This window comes from Streptomyces sp. NPDC086554, from assembly GCF_040686095.1.
Classification (GTDB): domain Bacteria; phylum Actinomycetota; class Actinomycetes; order Streptomycetales; family Streptomycetaceae; genus Streptomyces.
Genome location: NZ_JBFBJK010000013.1, coordinates 25034 through 50359 on the forward strand (window position 1 = coordinate 25034; position 25326 = coordinate 50359).

Annotated in this window: 21 protein-coding genes and 2 tRNA genes; 10 read left to right on the forward strand and 13 right to left on the reverse strand. The window is 71.4% G+C overall.

Features of this window, described 5'->3' with window-relative positions:
- Window positions 1-102 precede the first annotated feature (102 nt).
- Window positions 103-552 (forward strand): DUF523 domain-containing protein, encoded by a 450-nt coding sequence (locus AB0O76_RS22320; protein ID WP_365493916.1) that lies wholly within the window; start codon window positions 103-105, stop codon window positions 550-552.
- 49 nt (window positions 553-601) lie between these two features.
- Here AB0O76_RS22320 and AB0O76_RS22325 read toward each other — a convergent pair whose 3' ends face one another.
- Complete coding sequence (locus AB0O76_RS22325; protein ID WP_365493919.1) at window positions 602-1003, reverse strand: MmcQ/YjbR family DNA-binding protein; 402 nt, start codon at window positions 1001-1003, stop codon at window positions 602-604.
- An 83-nt stretch (window positions 1004-1086) separates the two neighbouring features.
- On the opposite strand from AB0O76_RS22325, the gene AB0O76_RS22330 reads away from it, so the two are divergent.
- Window positions 1087-2304 (forward strand): saccharopine dehydrogenase NADP-binding domain-containing protein, encoded by a 1218-nt coding sequence (locus AB0O76_RS22330; RefSeq protein WP_365493922.1) that lies wholly within the window; start codon window positions 1087-1089, stop codon window positions 2302-2304.
- A gap of 70 nt (window positions 2305-2374) precedes the next feature.
- Here AB0O76_RS22330 and AB0O76_RS22335 read toward each other — a convergent pair whose 3' ends face one another.
- Both AB0O76_RS22335 and AB0O76_RS22340 read right to left on the reverse strand, forming a co-directional pair.
- Complete coding sequence (locus tag AB0O76_RS22335; RefSeq protein ID WP_365493925.1) at window positions 2375-3079, reverse strand: endonuclease V; 705 nt, start codon at window positions 3077-3079, stop codon at window positions 2375-2377.
- A 95-nt stretch (window positions 3080-3174) separates the two neighbouring features.
- A complete protein-coding gene (locus tag AB0O76_RS22340) occupies window positions 3175-3786 on the reverse strand; it encodes a hypothetical protein (RefSeq protein ID WP_365493928.1) in 612 nt (203 codons plus the stop codon).
- Window positions 3787-4002: 216 nt separating this feature from the next.
- Here AB0O76_RS22340 and AB0O76_RS22345 point away from each other — a divergent pair, with 216 nt between their 5' ends.
- Complete coding sequence (locus tag AB0O76_RS22345; protein WP_365493931.1) at window positions 4003-4299, forward strand: YciI family protein; 297 nt, start codon at window positions 4003-4005, stop codon at window positions 4297-4299.
- Here AB0O76_RS22345 and AB0O76_RS22350 read toward each other — a convergent pair.
- A complete protein-coding gene (locus AB0O76_RS22350) occupies window positions 4296-5447 on the reverse strand; it encodes an oxidoreductase (protein ID WP_365494423.1) in 1152 nt (383 codons plus the stop codon). The two genes, AB0O76_RS22345 and AB0O76_RS22350, sit on opposite strands and share 4 nt — an antisense overlap.
- 302 nt (window positions 5448-5749) lie before the next feature.
- On the opposite strand from AB0O76_RS22350, the gene AB0O76_RS22355 reads away from it, so the two are divergent.
- Window positions 5750-6166 carry an SsgA family sporulation/cell division regulator gene (locus tag AB0O76_RS22355; RefSeq protein WP_365493934.1) on the forward strand — a complete coding sequence of 139 codons (417 nt, stop codon included), beginning with the start codon at window positions 5750-5752 and terminating at the stop codon, window positions 6164-6166.
- A 25-nt stretch (window positions 6167-6191) separates the two neighbouring features.
- Here the strand turns inward: AB0O76_RS22355 and AB0O76_RS22360 are convergent, their stop codons facing one another.
- Complete coding sequence (locus AB0O76_RS22360; protein WP_365493937.1) at window positions 6192-7025, reverse strand: isocitrate lyase/phosphoenolpyruvate mutase family protein; 834 nt, start codon at window positions 7023-7025, stop codon at window positions 6192-6194.
- A 352-nt stretch (window positions 7026-7377) separates the two neighbouring features.
- Here AB0O76_RS22360 and AB0O76_RS22365 point away from each other — a divergent pair, with 352 nt between their 5' ends.
- The 4 genes from AB0O76_RS22365 to AB0O76_RS22380 all read left to right on the forward strand — a co-directional run bounded on the left by AB0O76_RS22365 (window position 7378) and on the right by AB0O76_RS22380 (window position 13315).
- Complete coding sequence (locus AB0O76_RS22365) at window positions 7378-9009, forward strand: ABC-F family ATP-binding cassette domain-containing protein (protein ID WP_365493940.1); 1632 nt, start codon at window positions 7378-7380, stop codon at window positions 9007-9009.
- Window positions 9010-9019: 10 nt separating this feature from the next.
- Entirely contained in the window at window positions 9020-11311 is a 2292-nt protein-coding gene (locus AB0O76_RS22370) for an excinuclease ABC subunit UvrA (RefSeq protein WP_365493943.1), read from the forward strand.
- A 72-nt stretch (window positions 11312-11383) separates the two neighbouring features.
- Entirely contained in the window at window positions 11384-12160 is a 777-nt protein-coding gene (gene ddaH / locus AB0O76_RS22375; protein WP_365493945.1) for a dimethylargininase, read from the forward strand.
- A gap of 183 nt (window positions 12161-12343) precedes the next feature.
- Window positions 12344-13315 (forward strand): acyl-ACP desaturase, encoded by a 972-nt coding sequence (locus AB0O76_RS22380; protein ID WP_135333005.1) that lies wholly within the window; start codon window positions 12344-12346, stop codon window positions 13313-13315.
- A 27-nt stretch (window positions 13316-13342) separates the two neighbouring features.
- On the opposite strand, the gene AB0O76_RS22385 is transcribed toward AB0O76_RS22380, so the two are convergent.
- From AB0O76_RS22385 to AB0O76_RS22405, 5 genes are all read right to left on the reverse strand, one after another.
- Complete coding sequence (locus tag AB0O76_RS22385) at window positions 13343-16684, reverse strand: hypothetical protein (protein WP_365493949.1); 3342 nt, start codon at window positions 16682-16684, stop codon at window positions 13343-13345.
- 56 nt (window positions 16685-16740) lie between these two features.
- Window positions 16741-16816, reverse strand: a tRNA-Trp gene (locus AB0O76_RS22390).
- Window positions 16817-16871: 55 nt separating this feature from the next.
- Window positions 16872-18065, reverse strand: a complete 1194-nt coding sequence (locus AB0O76_RS22395) for a ribonuclease inhibitor (protein WP_365493952.1) — start codon at window positions 18063-18065, stop codon at window positions 16872-16874.
- On the reverse strand, window positions 18062-19411 hold the full coding sequence (locus tag AB0O76_RS22400; protein ID WP_365494426.1) for an SDR family oxidoreductase: 1350 nt from the start codon (window positions 19409-19411) through the stop codon (window positions 18062-18064). The genes AB0O76_RS22395 and AB0O76_RS22400 overlap by 4 nt, the downstream gene beginning before the upstream one ends.
- Before the next feature lie 66 nt (window positions 19412-19477).
- Window positions 19478-19549: transfer RNA gene (locus AB0O76_RS22405), tRNA-Ala, on the reverse strand.
- A gap of 130 nt (window positions 19550-19679) precedes the next feature.
- Here AB0O76_RS22405 and AB0O76_RS22410 point away from each other — a divergent pair.
- Window positions 19680-22151, forward strand: a complete 2472-nt coding sequence (locus AB0O76_RS22410) for a hypothetical protein (protein WP_365493954.1) — start codon at window positions 19680-19682, stop codon at window positions 22149-22151.
- A gap of 20 nt (window positions 22152-22171) precedes the next feature.
- On the opposite strand, the gene AB0O76_RS22415 is transcribed toward AB0O76_RS22410, so the two are convergent.
- Window positions 22172-22411: a WhiB family transcriptional regulator gene (locus AB0O76_RS22415; RefSeq protein WP_135333001.1), complete on the reverse strand. Its 240-nt coding sequence runs from the start codon at window positions 22409-22411 to the stop codon at window positions 22172-22174.
- A 180-nt stretch (window positions 22412-22591) separates the two neighbouring features.
- The gene (locus AB0O76_RS22420) at window positions 22592-23383 is read right to left on the reverse strand and encodes a VOC family protein (RefSeq protein WP_365493956.1); all 792 of its coding nucleotides are present in this window, start codon (window positions 23381-23383) and stop codon (window positions 22592-22594) included.
- A gap of 222 nt (window positions 23384-23605) precedes the next feature.
- On the opposite strand from AB0O76_RS22420, the gene AB0O76_RS22425 reads away from it, so the two are divergent.
- Window positions 23606-24832, forward strand: coding sequence for a glycoside hydrolase family 64 protein (locus tag AB0O76_RS22425; protein WP_365493959.1), 1227 nt, complete (start codon window positions 23606-23608; stop codon window positions 24830-24832).
- Between the two features lie 129 nt (window positions 24833-24961).
- Here the strand turns inward: AB0O76_RS22425 and AB0O76_RS22430 are convergent, their stop codons facing one another.
- Entirely contained in the window at window positions 24962-25216 is a 255-nt protein-coding gene (locus AB0O76_RS22430) for a chaplin (RefSeq protein ID WP_365493962.1), read from the reverse strand.
- Between the last annotated feature and the right edge of the window lie 110 nt (window positions 25217-25326).

A 25326-nucleotide genomic window follows, 5' to 3' on the forward strand; every position in this document is an offset into this window, starting at 1 on the left:
GCTAAGAACGTGTTCCACTCTGCACAAGACCCTAGCAAGCAAGCGCTTAGACAATTCCGCGGACAGGCCGCGGACCATCCGTGCGGCGCCTAACCTGGGGCCATGGATTCCGTACTGGTCAGCGCGTGTCTACGCGGGGTGCCCTGCCGGTTCGACGGCCGCGACAAGGCGTCACCGGAAATCGACGTGGCGGTCGCGGGACGTGAGGTCGTGTCCTTCTGCCCGGAGGCGGCCGGCGGCCTGCCGACCCCGCGCCGCCCTGCCGAGCTCATCGGAGGGGACGGTCACGACGTGCTCGACGGGACGGCTCGGGTGGTCGAGGACACGGGACGTGATGTGACGGCGGAGTTCGTGGCGGGCGCGCGGCGCGCGCTCGCCGCGGCGCGGGCCCACGGCTGCACCGAGGCGCTGCTGATGCCGCGCAGCCCGTCGTGCGGTCGAGGCCTGGTCCACGACGGGTCGTTCGGCGGCGAGCTGGTGGCGGGCGACGGCGTGACGGCCGCGCTGTTCGAGCGGAACGGGATCACCGTGCGGGCGGCTCCCGGGGTGTGACGCGCGGGGGTGCTCCGGGGCTCATTGGGTGGGGCTCATTGGGTGGGGCTCATCGGGCGCGGTCGTCCAGCTCCGCGACGAGCTTATTCGTGGCGATCACGCGATAGCTCTCCTCCACCCAGTCGCAGAGCAGCGCGGCCGATGGCGCGCCCTTCTCCTCCAGGGGGATGCTCACCCAGCCCGCCTTGCCCAGGCCGTACCCGGCGGGCTCGGCGCCCGGTGCGGTGAGGGCGTGCGCGTGCTGCTCCTCCTCCTTGAGCTTGACGGTGATGCCGAGGGGATAGCTGCCGTCGTCCATACCGAGGAAGACGAACACCTTCTTGTTGACCTTGGCGACGGTCTCGCCCCACGGGAAGTCCTCGGTGGCGCCCGGCAGGCCCAGCGCGAAGTCCCGCACGCGCGCCCACTTGGTCAGGGCGCCCTTCGAAGGCCCGCTCTTCGCGACGGTCATGGTTACCTCCTGGTACGTCGTCCCGGAACTCACGCTAGCCTCAGCCACCGACAACGGCGCGGGGTGCACGGCGGAGAGGTGCCATGACCAGTCAGAACGGCAAGGAACGTACGAAGGACGACTCGAAGGACCGCACGTACGACATCGTGCTCTTCGGAGCCACGGGTTTCGTGGGCGCGCTCACCGCGGAGTATCTCGCCGCGCACGCACCCGAGGGGCTGCGCTGGGCGCTCGCGGGGCGCGACAAGGGGAAGCTGGAGCGGCTGCGGGAACGCCTGGCCGGCACGCACCCGGCCTGCGCCGAACTTCCTCTCCTCCACGCGGACGTGGCCGACCCCGCCGCGCTGCGCGAACTGGCCGCCCACGCACGCGTGGTGGCCACGACCGTCGGCCCGTACATCACGTACGGCCAGGAACTCGTCGCCGCGTGCGCGGACGCGGGCACGGACTATCTGGACCTCACCGGAGAGCCGGAGTTCGTCGACCTGATGTACGTGCGGCACGACGCCCGCGCGCGGGAGACCGGCGCCCGCCTGGTGCACGCCTGCGGCTTCGACTCGGTCCCGCACGACCTGGGTGCCTACTTCACGGTGCGGCAGCTGCCCGAGGGAGTGCCGCTGCGCGTCGACGGCTTCGTACGCGCCAACGCCACGTTCTCCGGGGGCACGTTCGCCTCCGCGCTCAACCAGTTCACGCGGGGTCCGCAGATGATGTCGGCCGCGCGGGACCGCAGGCGCCACGAGCCGCGCCTGGTGGGCCGCAAGGCGTACGCACCGACGAGCGCTCCCCGGTACGCCGGTGAGGTCGGCGCGTGGGCCCTGCCGCTGCCGACGATCGACGCGCAGGTGGTGCAGCGCTCGGCGCGGGCGCTCGAACGGTACGGTCCCGACTTCCGCTACCGCCACTACGCGGCGGTGAAGACGCTGCCGTTCGCGGTGGGCGGCGTGGCGGCCGTCGGCGCTCTGGTGGCGGCCGCGCAACTGCCGCCCGCACGGCGGTGGTTGTCCAACCGGGTGAAGCCGGGTGAGGGGCCCAGCGCCGAGCGGCGGGCGAAGAGCTGGTTCTCCGTGCGGTTCGTCGGCGAGGGCGGCGGGAAGCGGGTGTTCACCGAGGTCTCCGGCGGTGACCCCGGCTACGACGAGACGGCGAAGATCCTGGGCGAGGGTGCGCTGTGCCTGGCGCTCGACGACGACCTGCCCGCGGTGGCCGGGCAGGTGACCACCGCGGTCGCCATGGGTGAGGCGCTGACGTCGCGGCTCACGGCGGCGGGCCTCACGTTCCGGGTGGCGGCTGTCCTGTAGCGCGTTCCGGGTGGCCGCCGCACCGTGGCGCGCCGCACCGTGGCGCGCCGCACCGTGGCGCGCCGCCCGCTCAGCCCGCGGTGGCCTCCCGCAGCGCCTTGCGGCACAGCGCGTCCGCCCGCCGGGTCGACTCCGGGAGCCGGTAGCGCGGCGTCAGGCGCAGGGTGTGCGCGCAGGCGTTGTCCAGGCTCACCCGGTGGCCGACGGAGACGAAGACCGGCTTGACGCCCTCGCGGGTGCGCAGGGCACGGCCGATCTCGTCCGTGCCGTCGAGCAGGGGCGCCGCGCTGCCGCGGGGTGCGTCCGGGTCTTCGTACGAGAACGTGAAGGGGTTCTTGGCGACGCCGATGGTGGGCAGGCCCGTGAGGACACCGAGGTGGCTGGCGAGGCCGAAGCGGCGGGGGTGCGCGATGCCGTAGCCGTCGCAGACGAGGAGGCCGGGGGCGGTCTTGAGGTCGCCGAGGGCCGCGAGGACGGTGGGGATCTCGCGGAAGGCGAGGAGTCCGGGCACGTACGGGAAGGCCACACGGCCGACCGCGGTCGCCTCCTCGACCACGTCGAGCGTCGCCCCGTCCAGGACGACGAGCGCGGCGGCCACGACGTCCCGCTCGTCGTCGTAGGCGACGTCAACTCCCGTGATGTGCCCGGTGCCGGGCGGCGGGCCCGCTTCGTCGAGGACTACACGGGGGCGCAGTCCGTCCTGGACGGCGCGGGCGGACGCCTCGTCGGTGGGCCAGTCGGCGGGGGTGGGCGCGGGTGTGGCGTAGGTAGTCATGGTGCGGCCAGCGTAGTTTCCCGCGGCTGCACCGGCCCCGACGCCCGGACGGTCGGCACGCGCCCGCGGGCGCGTGCCGACCGTCCGGTGTCAGCTCACTTCGTAGCGGCGAACTTCCAGATGAACGGCTCGCCGTCCTCCTCCGACCACTGGACCTCGAGGTCCTTGGCGTCCTTGGGAACCAGGTAGGTCTCGCACAGGACGTGGCTCTCACCCTGCTTCCAGCCCTTGAGGGAGTAGGCGTCCTCGCAGCCCGGAGCGTCCTCCGAGGCGCCGATGAGGAGCGTTCCGGGCCGGCCGTCCGCGAAGATCCTGGTTTCGTCGTTGGCGTCCGGGGTCTCCTTGAGGGCCGCGCCCGACTTGTGCGTGAACTTCACATGGGCGATGGCGGGGACCAGGCCCTTGGCCTTCTTGGGGTCGCCCACCAGCTTCTTGGTGTCGGCCTCCGTGCCCACGTCGACCTTCTGCGCGGTGATCTCGTACGTGACGGGGGCGTCGCCCTCCTTCACCTTGCCGGTGGCGCTCTCGCCGGTGCCGAGCTCGCCGCCCGACTCCGGGGTCGCCTTGGCCTTGTCGGCCGCGGCCGGCTTGTCCTTCGACTTGCCCGACGAGGACTTCTCGTCGTCGCCGCCCCCGCAGGCGGTCAGCGCGAGGGCCAGAACGGCCACGGGCGCGGCAAAGCGAAGGGCGGTCTTCTTGTGCAGCAAAGTGAACTCCCGGCAGAAATGGGCCCGCCGCTCGCCCTGTGGTCAACCCACGGGAGCGGCCGGAGGAGCGGTCAGCATATGAGTCGACTACGCATCGCGTCGAGCCGGTTCCGCTGCGCACGCCAGTGATTCGTTAACACTTGCTACGCATTCGGAAGAAAGCGAACAGCCCAGCAGGGACTACGTATTGCGGCTCACAGCGGTAGCCTCGCGATCATGTTCGTTCTCGAGTTGACCTACACCGCGCCCGTCTCCGCCGTCGACAAGGAGATGGAAGCCCACATCACCTGGCTCGACCAGCTGTACGCCCAGGGCGTCTTCATCGCCTCCGGGCGCAAGAACCCGCGCGACGGCGGCGTGATCCTCGCCGTCGCCGATGACCGCGCGACGATCGAGAAGATCGCGGCGAGCGACCCCTTCGTCGTCGCGGAGGTCTGCGAGTACCGGATCACGGAGTTCATCGCGACGAAGACCGCCCCGGAACTCGCCCCGTACCGGGAGCAGTTGCCCTAGTTCCGCCCCGCGTCGGGCTTCTGGTCCCGCTCCCAGCGAGCGATCCGGCCCTTCTCGCCGGACGCCCAACAGGCCCGGTCCCGGGCGCAGTCCACCGTGTCGTACGACCCCGTGTCGACGGTCCGCCAGTTGCGCCCGCCGTCGGCGGTGACGTCGGTGCCGGTCGGGCCGACGGCCAGGGCCGTGGTGCGGCTCCCCGGCAGCCAGGTGACGCCCGAGCGGTAGGCGGGCGGGGGCTGCGCGGACGGGGTCCAGGTGCGGCCGCCGTCGCCCGTCGTGGCCGCCGCCTTCGGAGAGGGCTGGTTGGCGCGGTAGTCGCCGCCGACCGCGATGCCGTGCGTACGGTCGCGGAAGGCGAGACCGAAGACGCCGCGGGCCGGATCGCCCGCGGGGATCGGTGCGTCGGTGGCCTTCCAGGTGCGGCCGCGGTCGGCGGAGTGCAGGACACGCGCGCGCGGCGCGCCGCCGGTGGCCAGCCACACGTCGCGGTGGCCCGAACTCACCAGGCACTGACCGCTGGCCGCGAAGCCCGCCTCGCCCTCCTGGGCGGCGGGCATCCCGTCGGTGGGCAGCACCTTCCAGGAGCGGCCGCCGTCGCGGGTGGACAGGATGCGGTACTTGCCGTCGACCGGGTCGCTCATCGCGAGGCCGTGGCGCCGGTCGAAGAAGGTCATGCAGTCGTAGAAGGCCTTGGGGTCGGTGTTGCGGAACGACTCGATCCAGGTCGCGCCGCCGTCCGCGGTGCGGAAGACCCGCGATGCCTCGCCCTCGCCGATGGCGAGGACCACCGCGCGGCGGCCGTCGAACGCCTCGATGTCGCGGAACTCCAGCTCGGCCGCCCCGGGCGGGGAGACGTCGCGCCAGCTCGCGCCGCCGTCCGTGGTGCGCAGGACCGTGCCCTTGGAACCGGCCGCCCAGGCCGTGTCGCGGCTGACGGCGGCGAGGCCGCGGAAGCGGGCTTCGGTTCCGCTGTCCTTCACGTCCCAGCCGCCGCGCTGCGCGGCCGACGCCTGTGCGTGAGCCGGTGCCTGTGCGTCAGCCGGTGCCTGAGCCGGTGCCTGTGCGTCAGCCGTCGAAACCGCCTGCGCGAGCCCGGGCGCCGCGAGTACCGTCGCCACGATCGCCGCCCCGCACAGTCCCACCGACATCACGCGGCCCAATGACCGTGCCGGCACCGTCCGCACTGTCCGCCCCGCCCGCACCGTCCGCCTCGAATTCCCCATGCCCCTCATGGCGCGCGAAGCTAGCCCACTCCCCCGGCCCCGTCCAGATGGCCTCCCTGTCCCGCCGGGGCCACCGGAACACCCGGATCCTTCAGGGAATCCCGTGAAAAGAGTGAATAGAGGGCGGTGACCGAGGTCACTCGGTGTTTGCGTGCACGGATTCCTTCATTCCGACGTCTATCCCAGTGCCGACCCCAGTCGTCCAGCTGTCAGTGAGGGAGCAGGCCTTGTCCAACCGCATCGAGCAAGCCGTAGAGGCCCGCCTGGTAGCCGCCGCACCGCGGATGCCGACCATCCCCGCCAAGATCCACTACGACCCGCGCGACCCGTTCGCCGTCCACATGAGCTTCCCCGCCCCGGCGACCCTCGAGGGCGTCGAGGTCTACTGGACCTTCGCCCGCGAACTCCTCGCCCAGGGCACGGAGAGGGCGGTGGGGGACGGCGACGTCCGGGTGCGGCCCTACGGGTTCGACCGCACCGTCCTGGAGTTCCACGCCCCCGAGGGCACCGCGATCGTGCACATCCGCTCCGGAGATCTGCGCCGCTTCCTGCACCGCACGATGGCCCTGGTCCCCGCGGGCGACGAGCATCTGCACGTCGACCTGGACCAGGACCTCGCCGAACTGATGCGGGACGCCTGCTGACGCCGCTGCCCCGGCCGCCCCACCCTCAGGAGCCGAGCAGCGTGTTCAGCTCCCCGTAGTCGAGCCCGCCCGCGAGCGACTCGTACGTCCCCTCGGCGAGCAGCTCCCGCGCGGCCCTGCGCACGACGGCGTGCGCGGCCTGCGCGATGCCGGCGCCCACGCTGATCCGCGCGACCCCGAGCCCGGCGAATTCCGCGACCGACGGCGCACCCGGGCCCGCCATCACATTGAGCGGCCCCGCCACGCCCTCGACGAGCACCTTGACCGTCGCCGGATCGACCGCCCCCGGCACGAAGATCCCGTCCGCTCCCGCGGCGAGGAAGGCGGCCGCCCGCTCCAGGGTCAGGCCGACGCGGTCGACACGCGCCCCCACGCCGCGCAGATACGTGTCGATGCGCGCGTTGACGAACAGCGGCACGCCCGCGGCGTCGGCCGCCGCACGGACCGCGGCGATGCGCTCCGCCTGCTCGGTGACCGGACGCAGCGGTGCGTCACCGTCGTACAGGGCGTCCTCGATGTTCACGCCCACGGCGCCCGCCGCGAGCACCGCGCGCACCGTGTCGGTGACACCCGCCAGGTCCTTGGCGTAGCCGCTTTCGATGTCCGCGGTCACCGGCATGCCGACCGCGGCCGCGATCCGGGTGACCGCGCCGAGCGCGCGGTCCCTGCCGAGGTGGTCGCCGTCCGCGGCCCCGAGGTCCCAGGCGACACCCGCGCTGGTGGTGGCGACGGCCGCGGCGCCCGCGGCCTCGACGATGCGGGCACTCGCCGCGTCCCACGCGTTCGGCAGGACGAGCGGCCGTCCGGCGGTGTGCAGGGAGCGGAACTTCAGGGCGCTGTCACGGAGATTCGTCGTCATGCGGGCCACTCAACCAGTAGTGCGGGGGCCGAGGCTGGCGAGAATCCGACATGTACATCGGCCGTGATTCATAATCCGTTGACAGCGGACCGGTGTCCTCGTACGTTGTACAGCGGTTCTGTTGTCGCCGATAGGAGAAGGACGTTGCTCGTCTGAGGTCTGGAGTCACCGCGTCACACAGCTCGGCTGTGTGCGTAGCGTGCGACCTCGGCGTACGAGCCGTCCCCGGCGCAGGGCCCTTTTGCATGCCCCTGCACTGACGCCTCCCTCTCCGCCTCTCTGTCGCACCCCGCGGTGTCCCGAAACGCGTTGCCCTTGACCGCGCTTCATCTCACGCAACCGCGAGGCCTGTATGTCTACTTTCCCCACCTCCATCACCTGCACGTCGCTCGACTTCACCTGGCCTGACGGCACCGGAGTCTTCGACGGGCTCCAGGTGGCCTTCGGCCCCGGCAGGACCGGCCTCATCGGCGTCAACGGCTCTGGAAAATCAACCCTGTTGAAGCTGATCGCCGGTGAGCTCACGCCGGGCGACGGCGTCATCCGCGTCGCGGGCGACATCGGCTATCTGCCGCAGAACGTCACCCTCGACACCGGACTGCGCGTCGACGACGTACTCGGCATCGCCGGGACGCGTGCGGCCCTGCACGCCATCGAGGCGGGCGATGTCGCCGAGGAGCACTTCACGGCGGTCGGCGACGACTGGGACGTCGAGGAGCGTGCGATCGCGACCCTCGACCAGCTGGGCCTCGGCCACATCGGCCTCGACCGCACCACCGGCGAGGTGTCGGGCGGCGAGTCGGTGCTCCTTCGCCTTGCCGCGCTGCTGCTGCGCCGGCCCGACGTGCTGCTCCTGGACGAACCCACCAACAACCTTGATCTGTACGCCCGTCGACGCCTGTACGAGGCCGTCGAGGCCTGGTCCGGAGTGCTCGTCGTGGTCAGCCACGACCGTGAACTCCTCGACCTGGTCGACCAGATCGCCGACCTCAGGGACGGCGAAGTGAAGTGGTACGGCGGCAATTTCACCGCGTACGAGGAGGCCCTTGCCACCGAACAGGAAGCGGCGGAGCGCATGGTGCGCGTCGCCGAGTCGGACCTGAAGAAGCAGAAGCGCGAACTGGCCGACGCCCAGGTCAAGTTGGCCCGGCGCAAGCGGTACGGCCAGAAGATGTGGGACCAGAAGCGCGAGCCGAAGGTCGTCATGGGCGAGCGCAAACGCCAGGCCCAGGTGTCCGCGGGCAAGCACCGCATCATGCACGAGGAGAAGCTCTCCGAGGCGAAGGAGCGGCTCGACGACGCCGTGGAGGCGGTGCGGGACGACGACGAGATCCGCGTCGACCTGCCGTTCACCGCGGTCCCGCCGGGCCGGGACGTGCTCAGTCTGCGCGAGCTGACCTTGCGTTACGGAGCGCGCGTGGCAGGCCAGTTCGAGCTGCGCGGCCCCGAGCGGGTCGCGCTGGTCGGCCGCAACGGCGCGGGCAAGACGACCCTGCTGCGGACGATCGCCGGGGAACTGGCCGCCGAGGAAGGGGAGGCACTGGCGCACGTCCCGATGCGCTTCCTGCCGCAGCGGCTCGACGTGCTCGACGAGGAGCTGACCGTCGCCGAGAACGTGGCACGGTTCGCGCCCGACGCCACCAACAACCGGATCCGGGCGCGCCTCGCCCGCTTCCTGTTCAAGGGGGCGCGGGCCGACCAGCGGGCGGCGACCCTGTCGGGCGGCGAGCGATTCCGGGCCGCGCTGGCGGCGCTGCTGCTCGCGGAGCCCGCGCCGCAGCTCCTGATGCTCGACGAGCCGACGAACAACCTCGACATGGCGAGCGTGAAACAGCTGGCCACGGCCCTGGAGTCGTACGAGGGAGCGCTGATCGTGGCCAGTCACGACGTGCCGTTCCTGGAGTCGATCGGCATCACACGCTGGCTGCTCCTCGACGGAGAAATGAAAGAAATCACGACAGAAGCTGTCGGGTATTCCGGCTAGCTTCGCGTGTATGCGGCAATACATCACCATCACCGGAGCCCGTGAGAACAACCTCAAGGAGGTGAGCCTGCACATCCCCAAGGGCCGGCTCACCGTCTTCACCGGAGTCTCGGGGTCGGGAAAGTCGTCGGTCGTCTTCGACACGATCGCGGTCGAGTCACAGCGCCAGCTGAACGAGACCTTCACCTGGTTCATCCGCAACCGGCTGCCGAAGTACGAGCGGCCGCACGCGGAGACCATCGAGGATCTCTCGCCCGCGATCGTCGTCGACCAGAAGCCGATCGGCGGCCACTCCCGCTCGACGGTGGGCACCATGACGGACATCTACTCGGTGATGCGCGTGCTGTTCTCGCGGCACGGCACACCGAGCGCCGGTCCTGCCACGGCGTACTCGTTCAACGACCCCTCGGGCATGTGCCCCGAGTGCCATGGTCTGGGCAGGACCGTGCGGCCCGACTACGAGCGCATCCTGGACCCCGCCAAGTCCATCGCGGACGGCGCGATCCTCTTCCCGCCGTTCGCCGTGGGGACGTGGCAGGGTCAGACGTACACCAACACACCCGACCTGGACACACACAAGCCGGTGGGGCAATTCACCGCCGCCGAGCGGGAGTTCCTGATGCGCGGCGGCGGGAACGGCGGCAAGGTCAACGTCAACAACACAGGCGGCGCACGGGACATCGAGTACGAAGGTCTCGCCGACCGCTTCGAGCGGCTCTACCTCAACCGCGACCTCTCCGCGCTCTCCCAGAAGACCCGTGACCTGGTGCAGCGTTTCCTCGTCGAGGGCGAGTGCGACGCCTGCCACGGGGCGCGGCTCAACGCGGCGGCGCTCGCGTCGCGGATCGACGGCCTGAGCATCGCCGACTGCTCGCGCATGGAGGTCACCGACCTCATCGCCGCCCTGGAGCGGATCGACGACCCGGTGGCGGGCCCCATCGCGAGCGCGGCCGTGACCGCCCTGGAGCGGATAGAGGCGATCGGTCTCGGCTATCTCAGCCTCGGGCGTGAGACGTCCACGCTCTCCGGCGGCGAGGGGCAGCGCCTGAAGATGGTGCGGCACCTCGGCTCAAGCCTCACCGGCATGACGTACATCTTCGACGAACCCAGTGTCGGCCTGCACCCGCGCGACGTGGGCCGCCTCAACGATCTGCTGCTGCGGCTTCGCGACAAGGGGAACACCGTCCTGGTCGTCGAGCACGACCCGGACGTGATCGCCGTCGCCGACCACGTCGTCGACATGGGTCCTGACGCGGGCACCGGAGGCGGCCTGGTCGTCTTCGAGGGGACACCGGACGAGCTGCGGCACGCGGACACCCTCACCGGCCGGTTCCTGCGGCGCTCCACGGGCGTCAAGGAGAGCCCGCGCGAGGCGGTCGGCGGACGCTGGATCAAGGGCGCCGACCTGCACAATCTCAAGGACGTCAGCGTGCGCGTGCCGACCGGGGTGCTCACGGCGGTGACGGGTGTCGCGGGCTCGGGCAAGAGCACCCTCGTGTCGCGGGCGTTCGTCGACGAGCATCCGGATGCCGTGGTCGTCGACCAGTCGAGCATCGGCATCTCGGGCCGGTCGACCCCGGCGACGTATCTCGGCATCATGGACTCGCTGCGCAAGCTGTTCGCCCGCAAGACCGGCCAGGAGGCGGGGCTCTTCAGCTTCAACTCCCGTGGCGCCTGCGAGAGTTGCCAGGGGCGCGGGATCATCTACAGCGATCTGGCGTTCATGGATCCGGTGACCACGACCTGCGAGGCGTGCGAGGGGCGGCGCTTCAAGGAGGAGGTGCTGCGGCTCACCGTGGACGGCTGTTCCATCGTCGACGTCCTGGAGATGACGGCCGAGCGCGCGCTCGACTTTCTCGCCGCCGTCGACGACATGGCGGTACGCCGCCGGCTTCGCGCCCTGCGGGACGTGGGGCTCACCTACCTGACGCTCGGGCAGCCCCTGAGCACGCTCTCGGGCGGCGAGCGGCAGCGCATCAAGCTGGCGACACAGCTGCACCGCACCGGCACGACCTACGTCCTCGACGAGCCGACGACCGGCCTTCACATGGCGGACGTGGGCGGGCTGCTCGCCCTCCTGGACCGGCTCGTCGACGCGGGGAACACGGTGCTCGTCGTCGAGCACAACCTGGAGGTCGTCAAACACGCGGACTGGGTGATCGACCTCGGCCCGGACGGCGGCAAGCACGGCGGCCGTGTCGTCTTCGAGGGGACACCGCGGCAGCTGATCGGCGCGGAAGGGTCGTTCACCGCCGCCCATCTGCGGCGAGACCTGGGCCTGGAGCCATCGCGCGCTGCATGATGTGCGGCAACACCCCGGCCCGGCATCCCGCCGGTCCTGCCGCCCCCGCCGCCGCACTACGGAGAACGCCCCGTGCCCAGCAAGAAAGCGCTGATCCGCCGCCCCAGCCCGCGCCTCGCCGAAGGCCTGGTCACCCACATCGAACGGACACCGGTCGATGCGGACCTCGCCCTTGAGCAGTGGGAGGCCTACGCCGAAGCGCTGCGGGCGCACGGCTGGGAGACGCTCGAGGTGGAGCCCGCCGACGACTGCCCGGACGCGGTCTTCGTCGAGGACGCGGTCGTGGTCTTCCGCAATGTGGCGCTGATCGCCAGGCCCGGCGCCGAGTCGCGGCGCGGCGAGACGGCCGGGGTCGAGGAGGCGGTGGCCCGGCTCGGCGCCTCGGTGAACTGGGTGTGGGAGCCGGGGACGCTCGACGGCGGCGACATCCTCAAGATCGGCGACACGATCTACGTCGGGCGCGGCGGGCGCACGAACGCCGCGGGCGTACGGCAGCTGCGGGCGGCCTTCGAGCCGCTCGGGGCGCGGGTCGTCGCCGTACCCGTCAGCAAGGTCCTGCACTTGAAGTCGGCCGTGACGGCGCTGCCCGACGGCACGGTCGTCGGGCACCCGCCGCTGGTGGACACCCCCTCGCTCTTCCCGCGCTTCCTGCCCGTGCCGGAGGAGTCGGGGGCGCACGTGGTGCTGCTCGGCGGTTCGAAGCTGCTGATGGCGGCGAGCGCACCGAAGAGCGCGGAGCTGTTCACGGATCTCGGGTTCGAACCCGTCGTGGTGGACATCAGCGAGTTCGAGAAGCTCGAAGGCTGTGTGACATGCCTCTCAGTGCGGCTCCGCGAGCTGTACGCCTGACCAGTGCTGGGGCGGATGTGGCGATCGGGGCCGGTGGGCCCCGCTTTCTCAGGCACTTTACGGAGGGCTTAACCTACGGCAACGTAACCTACGACACCGTAGGTAGGTAGCACCCGCTCGTGCGACCTGGTAACCCCCTGTAGCCCGTTATCCGAAAAATCTCCCGTCCCCCCTGGAGCCCCCGTGACGATCACCTCTCCCCACCTCGGCAGCACGGACGACTGGACCGACGCCCGGTTGCTGTTCGCCCTGGAAGAAGTGGTCGAGAAGGAGCTCAACCGCCACCTGAAGGTGGCCAAGGACTGGATGCCGCACGAGTACGTCCCGTTCTCGGACGCCCGGAACTTCCCCGGCTACTTCGAGGACGGCGAGGCCTGGGAGCCCGAGCAGTCCAAGGTCACCGACATCGGCAAGGTCGCCCTGGTCGTCAACCTCCTGACCGAGGACAACCTCCCCAGCTACCACCACGAGATCGCCACCCTCTTCGGCCGTGACGGCGCCTGGGGCACCTGGGTGCACCGCTGGACCGCCGAGGAGGGCCGCCACGGCATCGTGATGCGCGACTACCTCCTGGCCTCGCGTGCCGTGGACCCGGACAAGCTCGAGCAGTTCCGCATGGCGCACATGGCCGAGGGCTTCGAGTCCGACAACCGGCACTCGATGCTGCACTCGGTCGCGTACGTGGCCTTCCAGGAGCTCGCGACCCGCGTCTCGCACCGCAACACCGGCCACCAGTCGGGCGACCCGGTCTGCGACCGCATGCTGGCGCGCATCGCCACCGACGAGAACCTGCACATGGTCTTCTACCGCAACCTCCTGGGCGCGGCCTTCGAGATCGCCCCCGACCTGACCATGCAGTCCGTGCGCGACGTCGTCGTCAACTTCCGGATGCCCGGACACGGCATGCCCGGCTTCGAGCGGGCCGCCGCGCAGATGGCGATCGGCGAGATCTACAACATGCGGATCCACCACGACGACGTGATCCAGCCCGTCCTTCGCTACCTGAAGGTCCTGGACATCGACGGGCTCGGCCCCGAGGGTCTCAAGGCGCAGGAAGAGCTCGGCCTGTACATGAACGGGCTCGACACCGAGGCCGCCAAGTTCGACGAGAAGCTGGCTGCGCGTAAGGCACGGATGGCTGCGCGGGGGAAGTAGGCACGCTGGGTCGGTGTGCGTGGCGGGTCACTCATCCGCCGTGCACACCGCCAGAGCCGCATCCCGGACATCCGGGACCGGATGGAGTCGCAGGGACACCAGCAGGTCCCGCCAAGGCTCGGGCCAGTTCGTGCGCTCGCCGAGCGAATCCGTCACCGCCAGGGCGAAGAGCCCCTCCGCATGGCCGCCCTCGTCCGCGAGCCGGTGCGCCACGGGCAGCAGCAGGGACTCCTTCGTGTGCTCCTTGTCCGCGAAGCGGGCGCCGAGGGCTGTCGCGGTCCGCGTGGCGAGCGCCGGCCGCCCCTCGTGCAACCGGCCAAGGCTCAGCAGCGCCGCACCGGGCTCCGCGTCGACATCCAGCGCCGCCACAAGGATTTCCGCGGCCTGCGGCACGTAGTCCGCGTACCCGGCGAGCACGTCACCCGCCGCCAGAGCGGGAATCCGATACGTCTCGCCTTCCTCGGCCAGCGTCTGGGCCAGATACTCGATCCGCCGACGGGCGGGCAGATCCCGGCCCGGCAGCATGGTCGTTTCAGAGCCCGCCAGCGCCGCAAGCGCCCCGCACAGCGCCTCTCCCCCGCGCGGCGCGGTCGCCGCCGCCGTCACGAGCCCCCGAGCCGCCACCTGCCACGTGGCCCGCCGCGACAGATCGGTGACCGCGTCCGCGAGGACCGCGGCCGCGTCGGGCGACCACGGGGCCCACCGCGCGAGCGCCGAGAGCGCCAGGGCCGCCGCATCGTCGTCATCGGTGCCCACCGCCTCGCGCACAAGGCGCGCGTACCGCTCCCGATGCCCCTCCGCCAGATCCAGCGGCCGCACCCGCAGCACGGCCGTCCGCAGCACCGCATCGCCCGCTGCGGCGTCCCGCAGCAGCGCCCAGACCCGCTTCTCGCCGAGCAGCCCGCCCGCGAAGGCGACACACGCCGCCCGTACGTCACGGTGGGCGTCCGGCGCCTCGTAGGCATCGCCGAGCAGCGCCGCCGCCTCGGGCGCGGGCAGCCGTACGGCAGCGAGCCGCGCGGCCTCCTTGCGGCTCGTGACCTTCTTGCCCCGACCGCACAGGACCTCCCGCAACAGCGCCGCGAGGCGGGACGGTGCGACGTGGCGGGACGCCTGCGTGGCCGCGTACACCGCGACGCGCGCCCGCTCACCCCCCGCATGGGCCAGCAGCTCGGGCAGCGAGTCTCCCGGCCGCGAGGTGTGGGCGAGCGCGCCGAGCGCCGCCTCGGCGAGCACGGTGTCGGGCGATCCGGTCCAGCGGCGTACGAGCTCCTCCCCCGCGCCGGGCATGCACGCGCCGCGCGCGATGGCCGCCGCACGGTTCCACTGCGGCAGCCCCGCGTCACTTGCAGCCCGAGCCAACAGCCGTACCAGTGCGTCCTGTTGACGCGGCAGCCAGCGGCGGATCTGCCAGGCGCAGGCCGGTACGGTCCACGCCGCGCCCTTGGTCAGAAACCGTCCGTACGGCGGCGTACCGGACAGGAGTTGGTCGAGCAGGTCCGTGCGGCGGGCGCACAGCAGCGAGTACACCGGGGTCAGCACGCCCGTCGACGGTTCCTGTGCGAGAACGCGCGCCACGCGCTCGTCTCGCGACGCGGCCGGTTCCAGCCACAGGGCGATCGCCTTGGACACGGTCGCGTTGCTGCCGAAGCGGATGGCCTGCCACAGAAGTTCCTGGAGCTCCGCCATGCCCTGCGCGCGCCGTCCGACCGCGCGGGCGAGCGCGAAGGTCAGGCTGTAGTCGGCCTTCTCGGCGCCCGCCTCGATCCAGGGGCGCAGCGCTTCGAACACCTGGTGCTCCTGGCCGCGGCGCAGTGTGCGGTCGAGGCGGCCGAGGTCGGCGCCGCCGGTGCTGCCCGAGATCCGGACGAGGGTGCGCAGCGCCCAGTTCACCAACTCCCGTTCCCCGCCCGCCGCGTGCTCGCGCAGCACGGCGACGGCAAGGCGGCTGAGTGCGCCGCGGGTGCCGTACGAGGAGTCGCGGGCCGCGACGGCATCGGCACAGATCCGGTCGAGGAACGGTTCCGCCTCGGCGCCGAAGAGGGCGGGGCGGGTCTCGGCGAGCGCGGACAGGGCGGCGGAGCGCACCGGGTCCTGCTCGTTGGTCAGTCGCGTCATCTCTTCGAGTACGGCGGTGACTTGGGCGCGTTCCCCGGAGCGGGCGGCATTGCGGACGAGCAGCGGCCAGGCTTCGGCGCGTTCCTCGGCGGACGCCCGCCGGGTCGCCGCCACGAGCCGGTCGTGCACCTCGTCGCAGGGCAGGAAGGACTCGGCGAGCAGGGCTGAACTCCCCTGCCCGCCCTGTTCCTTGGCTCGCTCGGCCATCCGCCGGGCCACGTCGGCAACCGCACCGCGGGGCAGCGCGCCGAGGAGGACCCCGTCGACGGTGACGAACCCCGCGCCGCGCCCCTCGACGGCCCGCGCGTACACGGCGGCCCGCTCCCCCGGCGGGTGCGCGAGGATCAGCCGGGAGAGATCGGTGGAGTCGTCGGCGACGGCACGGGCGTACGCGAGGAGTTCGGGGACACCGGAACGGACCAGCTTGCGCAGCACAGGCATCGTGACCCCACCGCTGCGCCGCAGCGGCCACCCCCAGGGCCCGGTGAGGACAGCCAGTACGCGTCCCGGCGCCGCGTCCGCGAACACGCCAAGATGCGACCGGAGTCGAGAAGGAAAGGCACTGGGTGCACAGCGCTCCAGCAGGTCGAGCACCCGCACCGGCTCGGCGTCCGTGGCCGCCGCGATCCCCGCCGCGTACCGCTGCCACCACCCGTCCCGCAGCGCATCGGGCAGCGCGCCGAGTTCACGTTCCGCCACATCGATGAGCACACCCGCGTGCCGTTTCGCCAGCGGCCGCCATCCGCTTACGGCGTGGAAGAGCTCCGGCAGCAGCCGTTCCACCACGGGGGCCGAACAACCGGGCAGCAGCCTGGCCGCCTCCCTGTCACCCCACGCGCGCCGCAGCGGGCCGATGACGCGATCGGCGAGCGCGGTGCGGCGCCCGGCGACGATCGCGTGCAGCAACTGCCGCCGCACCGCTTCGGGGGCATCGTCGAGCGCGGCCTCGAAGGCGGCGTCCGGCACCCGATGACTCTCCGCGACACGCAGCGCGTGCCCGCGCACGAAGGGGTCGGGGTCGGCGAGCCGCGCCCCGGTCCACTCGGCGTCCCCGCCGGCACAGGCGAGCACGATGGCCACGCCGCGCTCGTACGCCCCACCGCACCCCAGCTCCTCCAGGACCGACCGCAGCGCACCGCGCGCAGCGAAGTCCTGCGCACTCTCGGCGATCTCCCGCATCCGCCGCGGATACGGCAGCGGATCGAGGTCGGAGAGCAGATGACGGGCGGCGGTCTTCTCGGGCGGTGCCATGCGCGGATTCTGCCTGGCGGGACCGGCACGGGGACAGCGAATTGCAGAGGTGAGGGGGCGGGGCGGCTGGAATCGAACCAGCGTGTTCCGGTTTTGGAGACCGACGCGACTGCCTCTGCGCTACGGCCCCGCCCTTGGGGGGATCGTATCCCCCGGGCTCCGGGGCCCCACACGCCCAACGGAGCCCTCACCGATGCACGCTGCGCACGGCGGCGACGTCCGCCGGAACCGACGGTGCGGGTATGCCCCGACTGAACACCGCAAGCCGCCGCTTGACGCTGGCCGCAACACCCTGGCCAAGCACAAAACGCGTAGGCCTCAGCGCCTGCGGGGCGGCGTCAAGCAGCCGATGCGCCTCCCGGCTGCGCAGTCCGGTGTGGCTGAGCACCAGATGGGCCAAGCGATGCTCGCCCGCGGCGAGACTCCCGGCCATGGCCATGGCGCCCGCGTCGTCGACACGGTTGTCCGCCGCGCCGAGCGCCCCCGCGGCCCGCACCCGGCCGAGGTCGAGCAGCTCGACCCCGGCGGCCACGGCGGCCGCGACAAGGCGCGCGGCGACCAGAGGCCCGATGCCGTTGCTGGCGACGGCGAGGCGGTCGAGCGCACCCCGTGGCGCACGCTCAAGACCTTCCGCGATCCGCAGTGCCCCCGCATCACCCAACTGAGCCGCCGATACGTACAGTTCGCGCACCCCACCCCCGGCGACCAGCTCGGCAAGCGGCACGGCGCCCGCCGGCCCGAGCGGATTGCCGCCCAGGAAAACCCGCTCGACGCGTCGGCCCGCAGCGGACGCCGCGAGCAACGCGTCGGCGAGGACGGCGGTCCCGGCCGCGTCGAGCCCGGTCTGCACGAGGTCGAGCGTACGCAAGGTCCGTACGGAGTCGATCAGTTCGGTCGCCGCGGCCCCGCCCTGCGCACCCAGCGGATTGCGCTTGAGCCAGACGCCCGTCACCACCTGCGGCGAGGCCCGCAGCTGATCGGCGATGCGGCAGGCGCCGCCCGCCGTGATGCCGTTGCAGCCGAGGTAGAGGGTCTCGACCCCCCTGGCTCCGGTCGCGGTGGCCGCCGCGGTGGCCGCCCCCTCGTCACCCAGGCCATCGGTTCCGAGCAGCAAGTGACGTACGGGAGAAGCCTGTTCAGCATGTGAGCTGCCCCGCAGCGCATCGGCGACCAACGCGGCGCCCTCCGCTCCGAGCGCCTGCTTGCACAGGTCGAGCCGCCCGTCCGGAAGCACCGTCCCGGCCGCGAAGTCGAGGCGCTCGCCCGCCGGGCGGCCGCCCCTCAACCAGTCGAGCAGCGGGGCCAGTTCGGCGGCGGGGCGTGGCACTACGCGCGGAACTCCCGCGAACGCGAACGGGCTCACGGCCGTCGGGTCGTTCACCACTCCGCCTCCCGGTAATCCTTGAGGAACACCCCGGAGACGGGTGCGCCCGCCTCGCCGCGCACGATCGGGTCGTAGATCCGCGCGGCGCCGTCCACCACGTCGAGGGGTGTGCGGAAGCCCGCGTCCGCGATGCGGTCCTTCTTGGGCGTCGGGTTCTCGTCCGTGATCCAGCCGGTGTCGACGGCGCACATGTGCACGCCGCGCTCGGCGAGTTCGGCCGCGCTGGTGCGGGTGAGCATGTTCAGGGCGGCCTTCGCCATGTTCGTGTGCGGGTGCCCCGGCATCTTGTTGCGCACCGCGAAGCGGCCCTCGACCGCCGTGACGTTGACGATGTACGTACGGGGGTGCGGCGATGCGAGCAGCAGGGGCAGCAGCCGGTCGCAGAGCAGGGCCGGGGCGAGTGCGTTGACCAGCTGGGTCTCCAGGACCTCGGCGGGGTCGAGGTCGCCAAGACGCGCCGACCAGGAGTTCTCCGGCGAGGGATCGGGCAGCAGCCCCGCCTCGTCGGCCTCGCGAAGGACCAGGGCGATGGCGCCCTGCGCGGCGGAGCCGTCGACGGCACGCATCGGCCGGAACCCGGGCGCACCACGTGCGCCGGCGGGCAGCGTCGCCAACTCCCCCGCGGTGAGCGCCGCGTACGACTCCGGTGGCCGCCGGACCGTCTGCGCGGCGTTGTTGACCAGGATGTCCAGCGGCTCGCCCTCCTGCCGCAACTCCTCGCACAGGCCGAGGACTTGGCGGGGGTCACGCAGGTCGACGGCGAGCACCGTGAGCCGGTCGAGCCACTTCTCGCTGCCTTCCGCCGCACGGAAGCGCCGCTCCGTGTCGTGCGGGAAACGGCTGGTGACCAGGAGTTCGGCGCCGTCGCGCAGCATCATCAGGGCCAGCTGGAAGCCGATCTTCACGCGGCCGCCGGTGAGCAGCGCGCGGCGCCCGCTCAGGTCGGTGGTGAGCGTGCGCCGGGTGCGGTTGTCGGCGGCGCAGTCGGGACAGAGCCGGTGGTAGAAGGGGTCGACCTGTCGATACGACGCCTTGCAGACATAGCAGGGCCGTGGGCGCCGGAAGACCCCCGCGGCACCCCTAGAGCTCTCGGCGACCAGCGGCGCGTCCTCGCGGCGGTCGTCGGCCCCGGTGGCGGTGGCGGCCATCACGGCCGCGTCGGCGGCGGAGAGTTCGGCTCCGCGCGCCTTGCGCCGACGGAGCCGCCCGTCGCGGGCGAAGGACGCGGCGACCTGCTCGGCGCGCAGCCGCACCGGGTCGTCGACGGGCAGCTCGCGGAGCCTGCCGACCACGTCGTGGAAGACCGCGAGGTCCGCCGCGCTGATCCCGCCGCTCTCGCTGATCCCCCTGCTCTCGCCGATCCCGCTGCTCTCACTCATCCGTCCCGCCCCGCCCGTGCCGTCCGCCCGTGGTCCCGGCCGGATTCGAACCGGCGTATCCGCCATGCCGTGGCGGCGAGTCTGCCTCTGCTCTACAGGACCCCGCATACGCGCGGACCAGCGGTGATCGGTCCGCGCGCGCTCCCGGATGGTAACCGTGCGAGGACCGCGGTGCCGAACGGATTTACGGCTGCCCGCCCCGGTGCAACGGTGGGCAGCGGGGGTGGAATCCATGGCGCAGACCCATGAATGGATGTTCTACGAGGTCATGTGGCGCGGCTGGGCGGGCAGGGCACGCATGCCCTATCCCGTGCCCTGGTGGGCGCAGGCGGCCTTCCGGCGCTGGAGCGACGACTTCGACCAGGGGACGTACGAGTCCAAGGAGGCGGCCTTCGCCTCCAACGCCCTGTACCGCTACTGGCACATGGTGGGTGTGAAGGACCACCGTCAGGAGTCGCTGATCGGCCAGGCGGGCGAGATCGAGCCCGTCTACGACAAGTACTGTCTCTCCTTCTTCCTCTACGAACCGGCCAACGGCGCCCTGCATCTGCCGCAGTTGACGGGCGGCGGGACGGTCGGGCAGCGCATGGAGGCACCGCATCTGCCGGTGGTCCTGACGACGTTCCGCACGGCCGACGGCACCGAGTTCGTGCAGCGGACCTTCGCGACCGCCGTCGGCGCCCGGCAGCGCGATCTGGTCGTGACCCGCCTGACGGTGGGCAGCGCGACCGGGCAGCCGCGCGAGGGCTGGCTCTGTGCGGCGGTCATGCCGGCGGGGCCGAGCGGTTTCCAGCGGCACGACCGCAACGGCCGCCAGATCACCGACCGGCGCCTGACGTTCCTGCGCCATCTGCCGGACGAGGGGCGGGTGGAGACCAACAGCGGGTGGGGCCCGGTGTTCGACACGGCTCCCGAGCAGTACGGCGTGTACGGCAACCCGGACTTCACGTACGACCCCGACGCCTATCTCACGCACAGCCCGTTCCACGACCTGGTCAACGGCGGCAAACTGAACGGCGCGCTGCGCGCCCAGGACCAGATCGCGGGCCTGTGCAGTGCGGCGTTCGCCTGGCCCTACCGGGTCGCGGACGACGACCTGTTCGAGCTCGACGTCCGGCTCCCGGTCGATCTGTACAGCGGGGCCGCCGACCTGGCCGAGATCAAGGCCACTCCCGCCGCCCGCCTGGAGGAGGCCAACCGCGACTTCTGGACGGACAAGCTCCTCTCACAGGGCGTACAGCCCGAACTGCCTTCACCCGTCGCCCACTTGACGGACCGCTTCCGGCAGTGCCGCTCACAGCTCCTGATCCTCTCCGACCACGGCGAGATCCATCCCGGTCCTACGGTGTACGACTCCTTCTGGATCCGCGACTCGTCCGTCGAGGCCACGGCGTGCTCGCTGGTGGGCGATTCGGCCCTGGCCGAGCACCAGTTGGGCACGCACTACCCGCTCAAGTTCAACCGCGGGACGGGCCGGATCGGGCCGTGCGCCGAGTACGGCTTCTACGGCGGCCCGCACGAGAAGGACGACCGCGAGTGGGACAGCAACGGCCAGGCGCTGTGGGCGATCGGCCGCTTCGACCGTACGCGCGGCCGGTCCGCCGCCTTCGGCGCGAAGCTCTACACGCCGTACGTCATCGACGGCGCCCGGTGGCTGCGGGACAACCGCGACCAGTACGGCCTGCTGCACAGCGGCTGGAGCGCCGAGCACCTCGGCGAGCGCGACAAGCCGCACTACTGGGACGACCTGTGGGGCCTGGCCGGGCTGTACGAGGCGGCGCGGCTCGCGGAGCGCATCGGATCCCCCGACGTACCGGAACTCTGGGGCGCCTTCGACGACTTGAAGCGCGCGACGGCCGCATCGGTGCGCTGGGTCCTTGAGGAACAGCGGCGGCGCGGCGCCTGGGAGACGTACATACCGACCGGACCCGCCGACGTCGGCCGGCTCGACTCGACGATGATCGGCACGGCGGCGTTCTTCCATCCGCTGCGGCTGCACATGGGCAGCAAGCTGGGCGAGGACATCGACCGGGCGGCACGCCACACGCTCGACACGATGTACGCCCACTTCGTGACCGGCGGCTACCGGCACGAGGCGGCGTGGAACACCTACGGGCCTTACCTGACGACGCAGTTGGCGCACGCCTACCTCCTGGCCGGTGACGCGGCGCGGATGGACGCGCTGCTCGGCTGGATCGTGGGCGCGTCCATGCCGCGCACCGAGGAGCGTGCGGTGGCGCTCGGCGCGTGGAACGAGCAGCACGCCTTCCCCATCGCGTCCGACTACCGCGAAGTCCCCGGCCGCCACTGGTACATGGGGGACATCCCGCACGGATGGGCGGCGGCCGAGTATCTGCTGCTGCTCCGCGACATCCTCTTCTTCGAGGCCGACGAGGACCGCGATCCGCACCTGTACATCGCTCCGGGTGTACGTCCGCACTGGGTGCCGGACGGCGATTCGGTGGCCGTCGATGACGCCCCGAACCTGTTCGGCGCGCCGTTCGGCTACCGCCTCACCCATGACGCGGGCGCGCGGAAGGTCACCGTGGACATCACCAGGTCACCGGAGCGGGTCCGCTATGTCTATCCGTGCCGGTTCGGCTCGGTGCGGTCGGCGACCGCGGACGGCCGGGATCTGACGGTCGCGGGCGACGATGTGCGCGTACCGGCAGGGACGAGGAGGTTCACGGTCACCTACGCGTGAGACACGTACGCCCGAGAAGGTCACCTACGCCTGAGGTGGAGCCGCTCCTTCTCGGAGAGCCCGCCCCAGACGCCGAACCGCTCGTCATGGGCCAGGGCGTATTCGAGACAGGCGGGGCGCATCTCGCAGAGCTGGCAGATGTACTTTGCCTCGCGCACGGAGCTGCCCGGTTCGGGGAAGAAGAAGTCGGAGCCCGTCTGCGCACACAGCGCCTGCTCCTGCCAGGCGAGTTCCGGCTCGGTGGTCATGTCGATCTTCATGCCGATGATGCTGGCAGGGCGCGCGAAACAACCGATCAACGAACGATCAACGCGGCGCGGCGACGCGTTTCGGCCGTTCTCCACGCGCCGCGTCAGCACGCCGCTTCGGCGCGCCGCTCGCCCCTCCGGACTGCCCGGCGTCGCCCCCGGTGGCCGGGCGACGCCGGACGGTCGACATCCTCAGCCCGCGCTCAGCGCCGGCTGCATCAGCGCGAACCGCGCCCCGGACGGATCGGCGAGCTTGGCGAAGCTGCCGACGCCCTCCAGGTCCATCCGCGGCACCCGCACCGTGCCCCCGGCGGGCTCGACCTTGGCGAGCACCGCGTCGATGTCGGTCACCTGGAAGTACGGAGTCCAGTAGGCCCCGCCCTCGGCTTCCTCCGGGGCGTCGGCCAGCGGCCACAGGCCGCCGAACATGTCGTCCGCGGTGCCTTCGGCGGGGTGAATCATCGTGTACGAACCGCCGGGGAAGGACTGGGTGGTGGTGCCCCAGCCGAAGACCGTGCCGTAGAACGCGGCGGCCGCTGCGATGTCCGGCGTGTACAGCTCGGTCCAGTTCATGCTGTTCGGCGCGTCGACGAGGTCGAGCCCCTGGTTCGTGCCCGGCTGCCAGACGGCGAAGCCGACACCCTGGGCGTCGGTGAACACCGCCATGCGGCCCAGGTCTCCGACGTCCATGGCCTCGTACTTGACGGCGCCGCCCGCCTGCTCGACCGCCTTGCTCGTCGCGTCGGCGTCCGGCGTCTTGAAGTAGAGCGTCCAGGCCGGCGGGGCCTCCTCGGCGGGGACGGTCATGGCGCCCGCCACGGTCTTTCCGTCCGACTGATACATGCCGTATCCACCGAATTCCGCGCCGGCCGACTGGAACTCCCAGCCGAAGAGCGCGCGGTAGAAGGCGTTGGCACTGTCCAGATCCGGAGTGCCGAGGTCCACCCACACAGGGGCACCCGTGAGGAAACGGGTACTGAGCATGATCGACTCCTTTGTCGCATCTCGCTTCCGTTCTTCCGAGTCTGGCACCTGGCACTGACAACGCACGCGGACCGCCACCTTGTGAAGGAACGACATTTCTGAGAGCGCTCTCAGCCACATCTCTTGACGCCGGATTTCCCTGACGCAACAGTGGTCTCACCGCACGCCGGGCACGCCCCCACGCCCCCACACCCCCACACCCCACATCCCGGGAGACCTTCCGTGATATCGCGTCGCGTATTTCTGTCGTCCGCAGCCGGTGCCGCCGGAGCCCTGACCTATCCCGCCTGGGGCAGCCTCCTCAGCCCCGACGCCAAGGCGGCGCCCGCCACCTGTGAACTCGCCCTGCAGAACAAGTCGTTGGCCGGCGAGGTGCGCGCCTACGTCACCGGGCACGAGCAGGGCACCGACCGCTGGGTGCTGCTCAAGCCGGACGGCGGTGTCTACCGGCCCGACTCGCCGTCGGCCCCGCAGACGCCGCTCCCGGTCGACTGTTCCATTCCGCTCGGCGCGGCCGGTTCCGAACCCAAGGTTCTGACGTTGCCTCAAATGTTCGGCGCCCGGGTCTACTTCGTGCGGGACGACAAGCTGGACTTCTTCCTCAACCCGGGCCCGTCCCTGGTCGAGCCCGCCTTCGCGACCAAGGAGGACCCCAACTACGGGCGCACCTGGTCGTTCTGCGAATTCACCTTCAACAGCACGCAGTTGTACGCCAACATCAGCTATGTCGATCTCGTCACGGCCCTCCCCATCGGTCTGACCCTGGAGGGCGACGCCAAGCACACCGTCGCCCCGCTGCCCGACGGGGCCGTCGACAAGATCGCCGCCGATCTCGTCGCGCAGGGCGAGAAGGACGGTCAGCCGTGGGGCGATCTGGTGATCCGGGGCGACGGCGGGGACGTACTGCGGGTCATCTCACCGCAGAACCTCATGGCCCCGTACTTCGACCGGCCCGACGAGATGCCGTTCCGCGACGTGTGGAACAGCTACATCGACCAGGTGTGGGAGAAGTACCGGGGCACCGACCTCAAGATCGACCTGCAGGGCGGCCGTGGTGTGTTCACCGGGCGGGTGAGCGGTGACACGCTGACGTTCGACGGCGGGCACACGTTCGCGAAGCCGACGTCGAAGGACATCTTCACCTGCAACCACGGGCCGTTCACCAATGACCCCGCGGACTCCGACGACAAGAAGGGGCTGCTCGCGCGGCTCGCGGCGGGGTTCAACCGGAGCATCATGCTGACGCATGCCGAGCAGCCGAACGGGGCGGGCTCCGGGGACTACTACAAGGACGCGGTGACGAATCACTGGGCGCGGGTGGTGCACGCGAACTCCCCCATCGGGTACGCGTTTCCGTACGACGATGTCCGGCCGGACGGGGAGCCGGATGTGTCCGGGGCGGCGCACGACGGCAATCCGCGCAGGTTCACGGTGAGTGTCGGGGCGTAGCCCGGCGAAGTGGACGGGGCGTAGCCCGGCGAAGTGGACGGGGCGTAGCCCGGCGAAGTGTTCGGGGCGTAGCCCGCCACGCGGAAGCCCCGTCGCGTTCGGTACGCGACGGGGCTTCCGTCGGCAGACCTACCTGCAGCTGTTGCCCACGGCGGGGTTGAGGGCGCCGATGAGATTCACGGAGTTGCCGCAGACGTTGATGGGAAAGTGGACGGGCACTTGCACGAGGTTGCCGCTGAGGACGCCGGGCGAGTTCGCCACCACGCCCTCCGCGAAGGCGCCGGGACCGGGGCCGGGGCCGGGACCGGCGATGGCGGAACCGGCCCCGCCGATGACGGTGACCGCGGCAAGGGCCGCCGCTGCCAGGATCGCGCACTTGCGCATGGGTCTACCTCCTGATGAGGGGAAATACCGCTTCGAGCCTCACCCGGGCGGCGCGCGGCGGAAACACCGGTGAGCCGCGCGGGGTAACGAGGGCACCCTTTCGTGCGGCG